Raw genomic sequence first — 10374 nt, 5'->3', positions numbered from 1 at the left:
GTCGCCGGTGGAGTCCTGCGCGGGGATCAGCGCCTGCTGGCTTCCCGCCGCGGGCGTGGCTCCGGCCCCGTCGCTGTCACCGGACCCGCCGCTGCGGGCGCGGCGCCGGCCGGTCGGCTCCCCGGGCTCCTCGGCCGGGCCCTCCAGGAACGCGTCCGTCGAAGCGCGCCGCGCGCGCCGCCGGCCACCGCCCGACGTACCGGCCCCTGTGCCCGTACCGCTCGTACCCGTACCCGGTCCTGTTTGCGGTCCCTGCTGCGCGGGAAGCGCCGGCTGCGCGGGCGGCGGAACCGATCCCGCGCCCTCGCCCAGCGGCAGTTCGAGCACATAGGCGCTGCCGCTCATCCCGGGCATCTCGTGCGTCTGGAGCACGCCGCCGTGCGCCCGTACGATCCCGCGCACGATCGGCTCGTGCACCGGGTCGCCGCCGGCGAACGGCCCGCGTACCTCTATCCGTACGACATCACCGCGCTGCGCCGCCGCCACCACGATCGTCGAGTCGACGTAACCGCCGCCCGGCACCACGCGCGCCCTGCCCGTCGAGTCGACCCCCGCGACATCGGCGATGAGATGCGCGAGCGCTGTCGCCAGCCGTCCCGCGTCCACCTGGGCCTCGATCGGCGGAGCGTGCACGGCGAACTGCGCCCGGCCGGGGCCGATCAGTTCGATCGCGCCCTCGACGCCGGCCGCGACGACTCCGTCGAGCAGCACGTTCGCCTTGACCAGCGTCTCGCCGCCGGAGTTGAGCCGCTGGTAACCGAGGACGTTGTCCACGAGCGTCGTCATCCGGGAGTACCCGGCGGCGAGATGGTGCAAAATCTGGTTGGCCTCGGGCCAGAGCTGCCCGGCGGGATCGGCGGCGAGCCCGGCCAGTTCGCCGCGCAGCTCGATGAGCGGTCCGCGCAGCGACTCGCCGAGTACGGCGGTGAGCTGGGCGTGCAGCGCGCTGACGTCCGCGTACCGCTCCGCCAACTCCTCGATCTCGGCCGCGTACCGGTCACTGCGGTCCGCCAGCTCGGCCGCGTGGCGCTCGGTCGCCTCAGCCAACTCGCCGCTGAGCCGGTCCGTGACCTCCTTGAGCTGCGAGGTCAGGCGCTCGGTCGTCTCGGCGAGCCGGGCGTCCTGCCGCTCGGTCGTCTCTTTGAGCCTCGCCTCGTGGCGGTCGTTGGTCTCCTTCAGCTCCGTCGCGTGCTGTTCGAGGAGTTCCTCGTGCGCGCGGCGGTCGGTGAAGGTCATGACGGCCCCGACGAGCTGTTCCCCGTCCCGTACCGGCGCCGTTGTCAGGTCGACCGGCACCGCGGAACCGTTCTTCGCCCACAACACCTGCCCGCGCACCCGGTGCTTGCGCCCGGAGCGCAACGTGTCGGCGAGTGGCGAGTCGGAGTACGGGAAGGGCTCGCCGTCGGCGCGCGAGTGCAGGATCAGCGTGTGCAGCTCGCGGCCGCCCAGGTCGGTGGCGCGGAAGCCGAGGATCTGCGCGGCGGCGGGATTGACGAGGACGACGCGGCCGTCGGTGTCCGTACCGACGACACCCTCGGAGGCGGCGCGCAGGATCATCTCGGTCTGCCGCTGCGAGCGGGCGAGTTCGGCCTCGGTGTCCATGGTCCCGGACAGATCCCGGACCACCAGCATCAGCAGTTCGTCGCCGGTGTAGCTGTGGATGTCGTTGTACGCGTCCCTGCCGTCCTCCAGGCTCGCGCTGGTGACCTCGGCCGGGAACTCACTGGAGTCCGTACGCCGCGCGATCATCCGCGTCGGCTTGGTCCTGCCGCGCTCGTCGGCCGCCTCGGGGCGGCGCATCGAGCCAGGGATCAGTTTGGAGTCGAACTCCGGGAGCAGGTCGAGCAGTCCGCGTCCGACCAGCGCGGTACCAGGCGTCTCGAACAGTTCGAGAGCGATGGTGTTGGCGTTGACGACCGTGCCGTTGGCGTTGACGAGCACCAAGCCGTCGGGGAGTGCGTCGAGTATCGCCGCGAGGCGAGCAGCGCCTCGGGATGGCCTGCTGCTCACGACGACGCTTCCTCCCTGAACCACTGCACCTTGCGGGCGGCCGGACCCATCTTCCCTCTCGGGTCTCGGACTGTCACTGAAGGGAGTCTAAAGGCAGGTGAGGGGGGCGCGGCGGCGGATGAGGGGGAGCTCTCACCAAGGTTGTGTGCGCAGACCGTACGGAAACGGTCCCCCCGCGGCCCGCCTTCCCGGTGTGGGCCCGGCCGAAGGCAACCTTGACGACCTGGTGGTTTCATCTCGGATCCGCCGCCGCCCCCGCTCTCACCGTGCTCAGGACCCCAGGGTGGGCAGGAGGGGCTCGAGGTTCTTCCAGCGGGCGATCTCGCACCCGTTCTTACGGTTGAAGACGGCGTCGACGCCGCGTCCCTTCCAGACACCGGTGACGCGGGCGGTGGCGGGACCGCCGTACAACATGGTGCAGACCGCGCCCGCCGGCACCTTGGCGAAGGGATCCCCGGCGCTCCTGCCGAGCTCCAGCAGCCGGTCGCAGGCGGCCTGCGGCTTGGGATGCGTCCCCCCGGTCGGCCCGCACTTCAGTTCGTACGTCCCTTTGGCCCTGCTGTTCTCGGGGTTCGTGACGGTAACCGTGAAGTTGTCCTGCTTGACCCGTACGGGGAGAGGCAGCGGCGCCGCCCCGTGTGCGGACAGTAAGGGGGCGGCGGCGAGGGCCGTACCGGCGGCGGTGAGGAAGAGGTGGCGCAGCATGGCAGCAACTCCTGAGGCGGGTGACGCACGACGTGACGGGTGACAGCTCCGACAAGGGCAATGCGGAAAAAGCGCAACAACAGAAAATACGCATACAGCGGAAAATGCGCGCACAACCGACACTGCCGACAGTGCGGACACTGCCCGTCATCACTAACGCGCGTCAGCCCCCGGCGTTGCGCCCGGAAGCTGCTTTGCTCTACGGCCCACGCGCCTAGTACCGTGAGAACCGATTGGTGACACACCACTCGGCTGTGTCATCATCTGCACGCACCATCCGCGCAGGCGCGGGTGTAGTTGGAGGCGTCGCCTAGTCCGGTCTATGGCGCCGCACTGCTAATGCGGTTTGGGTCTTAACACCCATCGAGGGTTCAAATCCCTCCGCCTCCGCGCGTTGCCCCGAAGCCCCGGCCACCAGGCCGGGGCTTCGGTCGTGCACGGGTGCTGCCGACTACCCTCTTTCGGGTGTCTTCGCAGCTCAGCGGGGGTCCGACCAATGGATTTCACCTGGCGCCGCAGGTCATGTAATGTTGTTCTCGCAGCGCCGACCGGGAAGAAAAGCCCGGGAAGCCGAGCACTCGTAGCTTAACGGATAGAGCATCTGACTACGGATCAGAAGGTTGCAGGTTCGAATCCTGCCGAGTGCACAGCAGCTCAGAGGCCCCCCGGAGAAATCCGGGGGGCCTCTGGCGTACACCCGTGACGGCAGTCGTCGAGCGCAGCCGCTCCCGGCGCCCCTGCCCTTCGCCGCCGAGCGAGGATGCGCCCACGGTGGGCAGAAGCCGCGCGTCGTTCGGAGATCTCCGGTGTGGTGCTGTCCTGGGCGGCTCCGCCATGCGGAAGGTTTTCGCTTCTGAGGAAGGTTCGGCGATCGCCGACGACGATCGTGCGCGTTGCACCTGGCGCGGGTGCTGGTGACTCCGGGGCGTCTACCTCTACTTGGAGATGTTGACGGTGTTGTTGATGTCACCGACGGAGAAGTTGATCAGCCCGCCGCAGACGAGGAGACAGAAGCCGGGGGTCGGATCGGGCGGCGTCGGGGCGGAGGTGACCTGGACGGTCGTGGTGTTGTTGGAGGCGTCGCACTCGGCGGTGCCGTTGTACGCGGCGGTGATGGTGTGCGAGCCGACCGTGGTGAACGTGGTGGTGTAGCTGGCCTGGCCGTTGGCGTTCACCGGCACGGTGTCGAGAAGGGTGCTGTCGTCGAAGAACGTCACGCCGAGCCCGCCGGTGGCGTCGCCGGGACAGTCGACCGTGGCCGCCAGTTGCACCGAAGCGCCTACCTGGGCGGACTGCGGAGTGGCCGTCACCGTGGTGCTCGATGGTACGGCCCAGGCGGGCGAGGCCAGTCCCAGCACGGCGGCCAGGGCTGTGGCGACCACCAGTCTCCCTCTGCGCGGTGTGATCCTCACCAGTTCGGCTCCTTGTTCTGTTGCCGGGCTCGCAGGTTGCGGGCGCCGAAGAATGTCACGCTATGGCTATTTTTCTGCCTTTCTGGGAGGTGGCGCCGACAAGTAACCTGGTTGGATCATCAGTCTGCGCCGATCGTCGGGCAGTCGAGAGCTAGGTCCTGTTTCCCGGATCTTCGTGGATGAGCCCGGGGCGTCTGGTGCGGTGCATCGCATGGCGGAGGATCGTCCTCGTACTGGACGTACTTGGATGAGTCCGACAACGCGGCGAGGTGCCGTGCCAGGCGTTCCGGGCCCGCGAAGATCCGGGAAACAGGGCCTAGAGCGGCGCGAGGGGCGGTACGTGGTGTGCGCGGCGGCTCCTGCCCCCGACGTCCGGATGTCAGATGCCGGGTGCGGCGACCCGGGTGTAGGTCAGCCCGGGGCTGGTGCCGCCGGCCGTGGTGACGGTCACGGTGACCGGACCGGAGGGTCCCGCGGGCGCGACGGCCGCGATGTGTGTATCCGAGACGACGGTGAACGAGACGGCCGTACCCCCGAAGGCGACGGCCGTGGCCGTGGCCAGGTTCGTGCCGGTGAGGGTGACCACGGTGCCCGCGGACGTCGGACCGCCACTGGGCGCCAGTGCCGTCAGGGTGGGTGTGGCGACATAGGTGAAGGCGACGGGGTTGCTCGTGCCGCCCGGGGTGATCACCGTGATCGGTGAACTGCCCGTACCGGGCGGGGCGGTGGCCGTGATCTGTGTCGCCGACACCACGGTGAAGGAGACGGCGTTGGTGCTACCGAACCGTACGGTACCGGCGTTGAGCAGATTGCTCCCGGTCAGTGTGACCACCACGCCTCCGGCCGCCGGGCCCTGGGCGGGGCCGGCACCGCTGAGGACGGGTGGCGCGGCGTAGAAGAAGAAGGCGTCCGGGGCGCTGGTGCCCCCCGGTGTCGTGACGGTCACCACGGCTGCCCCGGCACTTCCGGCGGGTGTCACGGCGCTGATCTGGGTGGCCGAGTTCACCATGAACGACGTCGCTGGGACCCCGGCGAAGGTCACCGTCGTGGCCGCGGTGAACCCGGTTCCCGTGAGGGTGACACCGGTGCCGCCCGACGTCGGACCGTTGCTGGGCGCCACACTCGTGACCGCGGGTACCTGTGCCACGACGTAGGTGAACGTCACCGAGTTGCTGTTGCCGGTCGGATGGACCACGGTCACCGCCACGGCACCCGCCGCGCGTGGCGGGCTCACCGCCGTGATCTGGGTGGCCGAGTTGAGGGTGAAGGACGTGGCGTTGGTGGTGCCGAACCGTACGGCGGTGGACCCCGTCATCCCGGTGCCGGTGAGGGTGACGGTGGTACCCCCTGTGGTGGGCCCTTGCGAGGGGTTGATGGTACTGATCGTGGGCGGCATGAGGATGCTCCTCTGGCAGCCTGGGCGGAGCCCCGGGTGACGGACGCCGGTCCGGGCGCGGCGGATGAGGGCCGTCCGCCCACTGAGGATCACGTGGTCGGACGGCGGAGAGATCGGGAACCACTGCTCGCGAAGCGGTAGTTCAGGGAGGCTGCCGCCCGGTGAAGACCGGGCGGCAGCGTGGTTGGGGATCAGATGCCGGGGGCCGCGACGTAGGTGAACGCGCCGACGGCCGTGTCGGAGCCGGCCGGGTTGGTCACCTCCACGTCGACCGCGCCGGCGGCGCCGGGCGGGGTCACCGCCGAGATCGTGGTGGAGTTCACCAGGGAGAACGGCGCGGGGTTGCCGCCGAAGGTGACGGACTCGGTGGTGCCGAGGTTGGTGCCGGTGATGGTCACACCGGTACCGCCGGACGTCGAACCGGAGGCCGGCGTGACGGTGGTCACGGTGGGAACGTCCACGTAGGTGTAGGACAGACCGTTGTTCGTCCCACCCGCGGTGGTCACGCTCACTCCGACGGGGCCTGGCGCCGCGCCCGCCGGCACGGTGACGTTGAGCTGGGTGTCGGAGACGACCGTCGGCGTGGCGGTGTTGGCGCCGAAAGACACACCGGTGGCCGTCGCCAGTCCAACACCGTTGATCGTGACGGTGTTGCCGCCGGCCAGGGGGCCGGAGGCCGGCGCGAGCGAGGACTTGAACGGGGCTCCGACGTAGAAGAACGGAATCGGATTGCTCGTGCCGCCGGCGGTGGTCACGGTCACCCCGACGCTGCCGGCGCCCGAGGGCGACACGGCCGTGACCTGGGTCGGCGAGACGTTGGTGACGCTGGTGGCCGGCTTGGCTCCGAAGGTGACGGCGGTGGTGCCGGACAGGTTCGTACCGGTGACGGTCACCAGGGTGCCACCGCCGGTGGATCCTTGGTTCGGAGAGATGGGCATGAGGGACTCCTCGTTGGACACGAAAGGGCCGGAGGACACAGCGGAACCGGGGGACTGCCAGGTCGACTTCCGGGGAAGACCATCGCGGGAGGACGGACGGCTGAACCGTGGCGCCGGGTCCATGAAGTTCCCTCGTAGGCGCACAAAGGAAGAACCGGCGGACGCCGCCCTTTACCCGTGATCCCCGGTAATGGGATGGGCGGCCCACCGGTTCGCTGTTCCAAGTACCCCACAGCGAGATATGTCTGACAAGGCGTTCAGCGCAGAGCTTGGATGGTTGTCGTGCCATGGCGATCGCTGTGTACCACCGGCGCACGCAGTCGGGTTCCGGCCGGCACAGAAAGACCAGTCGGCGCCGCGCGAGCGGCACCGACTGGCGATCCAACCCCCCTCGGGATGCCCATCGTGGTCGCGGCGGACCTGCACCCTCCCCACGTGTGGAAGGAGAGCCCACCACGGCGCCACGCGTCCCGAGCGGTACGGGCTGCCCATTGGTTGGAATACCTCCAGTAAGGCGCAATCCCCGTATATGCGACAAGCTTCAGGTCGCCGTGTCACTCGATCGGGTTAACGTGAGCGACAGGTGCGCTCGAAGCCCGGAACTCGGATGGCGGCTCAGGGACCGTTGCCCGCGCCGCAGCCGGAGAGCGCCGCCGACGGATCCGGACCGTCCCGCCGACGGGCACTGATCGCGAGCTGTCGTACGGGGTGGTCCTCCCGGTGGGGTCAGTGACTCTGGCGGTAGTGGTCGAACTGCGTGATCCCGTTGTAGCCGTAGCTCTCGGGGTCGAGTTCGTACAGCGCCACCCCGGCGATCGGGGGGAGTGCGCCCAGCGTCTCCCTCATCAGGTCGTACGCCTCCGCGATGAAGCTGGCCTTCTCGGCGGCGTTGTTGGTGCCCGCGGTGATGCTCACCTCCACATGGGCGCCGGTGCATCCCTCCGGGGGGCGGCCCGCCACGAAGTAGCGGCCGACCGGGACCAGGTTGATGTGGACCGTGGTGCGGTCGGCGGACTTGTGCAGGGCGGAGACGGCCAGGGCCGTCAAGCCGTCCGCGAGTGCCTGCTGGGTCGGCGCGGGCAGCTCGGGGTCGGAGACGGTGATGCGGATGAAGGGCATGACAACAACCACCTTCGGTCGGTTGGGATGTGCGGCGAAGGGAGCGGGGAGCGCCGCCGTGAGGACGCGTGTCAGCCTTGCTGATCTGGGATAATGAGTCCAACTCATTTGGTTTGTGGGCTCATGAGGGACGCATGGCGGTGAACCTGCCCCAACTGCGCGCGCTCGTCGCGGTGGTCGACGCCGGGGGGTTCGGGGCGGCGGCCCCGGGGCTGGGGCTGAGTCAGTCGGCGGTGTCGCATGCCGTCGCCTCGCTCGAACGGGCCCTCGGCGCGCCGCTGTTGGTGCGTGCGGCACCGGTGCGGACGACGGCGCTGGGGGAACGGGTGCTGCCGCAGGCCCGGGTGGCTCTCGCGGCGACGGACGCGATCTGCGACACGGCCGCCCGGCATGACCAGGCGGTCGGCGGCACGGTGCGGCTCGCCTCCACGCCCACGGTCTGTCAGGGGTTGCTGCCCGCGCTGCTGCGGTACTGGTTCGAGCATCTGCCGGGCGTACGCGCTGCTCCGCCAGGATCATCCGCTCGCGCGCGAGGAAGCCGTTCATGTGACCGATCTGGATGATGATCCGCTGATCCTGTCGCCGAACGGCTGCGAGCGCGACGTACGCAAGATCTACCAGGCGGCCAGGGCCCGGTTCTCGCCCAGCCATCGCATCCGGGATCTTGGAACGCTCATCAGCATGGTTCAGATGAGGGGGCGCGCGATTCCCGCCAGGACCGATATGCCCATGCCGGCCCGGGCCGACCTGGTCCTCGTTCCCGTCGAGCCCCACCACAGCAGGCGCCTCATGCTGTGCGGACCGGACGACCGGCCCTGGTCGCCCGCCGTACGGGCCCTCGTCGACTCCGTGGGCCCGCCTGCCCCCGGCCGTACTCGACGCGACCGGGACATGACGAGTGGCACCCGGGCACCTCAGGCGCCCGGGGCCAGTCCTGCGACCAGCGGGTGTTCGGCCGGTACTCGCCGTATCAGGGCCGGTTGACGCACTTCCACACCGGTGAGTGTGGCGCGGTGGGCGTCAGCGATCCACCTGCGACATGTTCCCGTAGCGGTCGCCGGCGGCCTGGCCGATCGCGTTGAGGCGCGTGAGCTGCTCCGCGCTCAGCACCAGCGCGTCGGCCGCGGAGTTCTCCTCCACCCGCGAGACCCGCTTCGTGCCCGGGATCGGCGCGATGTGGTCGCCCTGTGCCAGCAGCCAGGCGAGCGCCACCTGCGCGCTTGTCGCCCCCGCCTCCGTCGCGACGGCCCTGACCTCGTCGGCGATGCGCAGGTTCTGCTGGAAGTTCGCGTCGCTGAAGCGCGGGTCCGTCCTGCGGAAGTCGTTCTCGTCCAGGGGCTGGGTGGAGCGGATGGTGCCGGTGAGGAAGCCCCGGCCGAGCGGCGAGTACGGGACGAATCCGATGCCCAGCTCGCGCACGACCGGAAGGATCTCCGGCTCGGGTTCGCGATTCCACAGCGAGTACTCGGTCTGGAGCGCGGTGATCGGGTGTACGGCGTGCGCGCGGCGGATCGTGTCGGGCGACGCCTCGGAGAGGCCGATGTGGCGGATCTTCCCCTGCCGTACGAGATCGGCCAGGGCGCCCACCGTCTCCTCGATGGGAGTCTTCGGGTCCACGCGGTGCTGGTAGTAGAGATCGATGTGGTCGATGCCGAGCCGCTTGAGGGAGCCCTCGACGGCGACGCGCACATTCTCCGGAGTGCTGTCGGTAGTCCTCTCTCCGCCGGCGCGGTGCGAGATGTAGCCGAATTTGGTGGCCACCACGACCTGGTCGCGATGGCCGACGAGCGCGCGGCCCAGCAGCTCCTCGTTCGCGTACGGGCCGTAGACCTCGGCCGTGTCCACCAGGTTCGTCCCGAGGTCGATGGCGCGGTGGATGGTACGGATGGACTCGGCGTCGTCCGTGCCCGCCCCCGTGTAGTAGTCCGACATGCCCATGCAGCCGAGGCCCATGCGGGCGACGTCGAGATCGCCGAGTGTGACGTGCTTCATGTGGATTCCGCCTCTGGTGGGAGGGTGGGATACGGGATCTGCGGTGTTTTCCCCATCTCGGGGGATTATGTGATGAATGTTCTCTCTCGACGCTAACTCCGTCGGGTCCCCAGGGCTCTCCGGAGTGATCCACCCGTCGACCCGCCGCGCCTGTCAGTGGCCCCTCCTACGATCGTTCCACGATGACTGACACCACCACCACGCGCGCGTGGAGCTGCGCCGGGCTGCGCTGGACGGGTGGAGCGCCGCCCGTCCTCATATGGCTGCGCGACGACGGACGGCGCCGGGAGAGCGCGCTCTCCTACGGGAGTGAGGTGGGCTTCCGCGCCCTCGGCGAGCGGTGGTGCGCCGGAGCGCGCGGAAACGTGTGTCCCGTACGGGCCCGGGTGCCCGGACGCAGTACAGGCGGCCAGTGCCCGGAGTGCGCGCGGCTCGACCGGTCGCATTCGGTCGCCGCCGACACGATCGCGGACGATCCGCGCACCTATCGGGTCTATCTGGCGTGGTTCGGTCCCGGAATGGTGAAGGTCGGCATCACGGCCGAGGAGCGTGGCGACGCGCGGCTGCTCGGGCAGGGCGCCGTGGTGTTCACCTGGCTGGGGCGCGGGCCGCTGATGGCGGCCCGGCGTACGGAGGAGCTGCTGCGGACCGCGCTCGGCGTGCCGGACCGTATCCCGTACGCGCGGAAGCGAGCCGTACGGTCCGAGCTGCCGCCCCCCGACGAGCGGACGGGCGAGATCGGGCGGACGTACACGCGTGCGGTGGCGCTGGAGGGGTGGCCCCCGTCGCTGGAACGGATGGC

Annotated in this window: 10 protein-coding genes and 2 tRNA genes; 5 read left to right on the top strand and 7 right to left on the bottom strand. The window is 69.8% G+C overall.

Going from position 1 to position 10374, the window contains the following annotated elements:
- The coding region (locus tag QR77_RS19050; RefSeq protein WP_150130573.1) for a PAS domain-containing protein at positions 1-2010 on the bottom strand (2010 nt) is incomplete at its 3' end.
- Positions 2011-2280: 270 nt separating this feature from the next.
- Positions 2281-2715 carry an SSI family serine proteinase inhibitor gene (locus QR77_RS19045; RefSeq protein WP_040023117.1) on the bottom strand — a complete coding sequence of 145 codons (435 nt, stop codon included), beginning with the start codon at positions 2713-2715 and terminating at the stop codon, positions 2281-2283.
- Positions 2716-3014: 299 nt separating this feature from the next.
- On the opposite strand from QR77_RS19045, the gene QR77_RS19040 reads away from it, so the two are divergent.
- Both QR77_RS19040 and QR77_RS19035 read left to right on the top strand, forming a co-directional pair.
- Positions 3015-3105: transfer RNA gene (locus tag QR77_RS19040), tRNA-Ser, on the top strand.
- A gap of 184 nt (positions 3106-3289) precedes the next feature.
- Positions 3290-3362, top strand: a tRNA-Arg gene (locus tag QR77_RS19035).
- A 288-nt stretch (positions 3363-3650) separates the two neighbouring features.
- Here QR77_RS19035 and QR77_RS43770 read toward each other — a convergent pair.
- The 4 genes from QR77_RS43770 to QR77_RS19015 form a co-directional block, all read right to left on the bottom strand.
- Complete coding sequence (locus QR77_RS43770) at positions 3651-4127, bottom strand: Ig-like domain-containing protein (protein ID WP_078876876.1); 477 nt, start codon at positions 4125-4127, stop codon at positions 3651-3653.
- A gap of 379 nt (positions 4128-4506) precedes the next feature.
- Positions 4507-5523, bottom strand: a complete 1017-nt coding sequence (locus QR77_RS19025) for an IPT/TIG domain-containing protein (RefSeq protein ID WP_052488896.1) — start codon at positions 5521-5523, stop codon at positions 4507-4509.
- Between the two features lie 191 nt (positions 5524-5714).
- Positions 5715-6461 (bottom strand): IPT/TIG domain-containing protein, encoded by a 747-nt coding sequence (locus QR77_RS19020; RefSeq protein ID WP_040028260.1) that lies wholly within the window; start codon positions 6459-6461, stop codon positions 5715-5717.
- Between the two features lie 726 nt (positions 6462-7187).
- Positions 7188-7580, bottom strand: coding sequence for a tautomerase family protein (locus tag QR77_RS19015; protein WP_040023116.1), 393 nt, complete (start codon positions 7578-7580; stop codon positions 7188-7190).
- A 134-nt stretch (positions 7581-7714) separates the two neighbouring features.
- On the opposite strand from QR77_RS19015, the gene QR77_RS48800 reads away from it, so the two are divergent.
- Both QR77_RS48800 and QR77_RS48795 read left to right on the top strand, forming a co-directional pair.
- Positions 7715-8143, top strand: a complete 429-nt coding sequence (locus tag QR77_RS48800; protein WP_052488895.1) for a LysR family transcriptional regulator — start codon at positions 7715-7717, stop codon at positions 8141-8143.
- Positions 8127-8564, top strand: a complete 438-nt coding sequence (locus tag QR77_RS48795) for a LysR family transcriptional regulator substrate-binding protein (protein ID WP_052488894.1) — start codon at positions 8127-8129, stop codon at positions 8562-8564. The genes QR77_RS48800 and QR77_RS48795 overlap by 17 nt, the downstream gene beginning before the upstream one ends.
- A 36-nt stretch (positions 8565-8600) precedes the next feature.
- On the opposite strand, the gene QR77_RS19005 is transcribed toward QR77_RS48795, so the two are convergent.
- Positions 8601-9572, bottom strand: a complete 972-nt coding sequence (locus QR77_RS19005; RefSeq protein WP_040023115.1) for an aldo/keto reductase — start codon at positions 9570-9572, stop codon at positions 8601-8603.
- A gap of 182 nt (positions 9573-9754) precedes the next feature.
- Here QR77_RS19005 and QR77_RS47465 point away from each other — a divergent pair.
- Positions 9755-10374 (top strand): DUF2797 domain-containing protein (locus tag QR77_RS47465; protein WP_173476322.1); only part of this gene is annotated, 620 nt, incomplete at its 3' end.

It is taken from the genome of Streptomyces sp. 150FB (assembly GCF_000818195.1).
In the GTDB taxonomy this organism is placed as follows: domain Bacteria; phylum Actinomycetota; class Actinomycetes; order Streptomycetales; family Streptomycetaceae; genus Streptomyces.
This window is presented reverse-complemented; position numbering and strand designations above follow the sequence as displayed.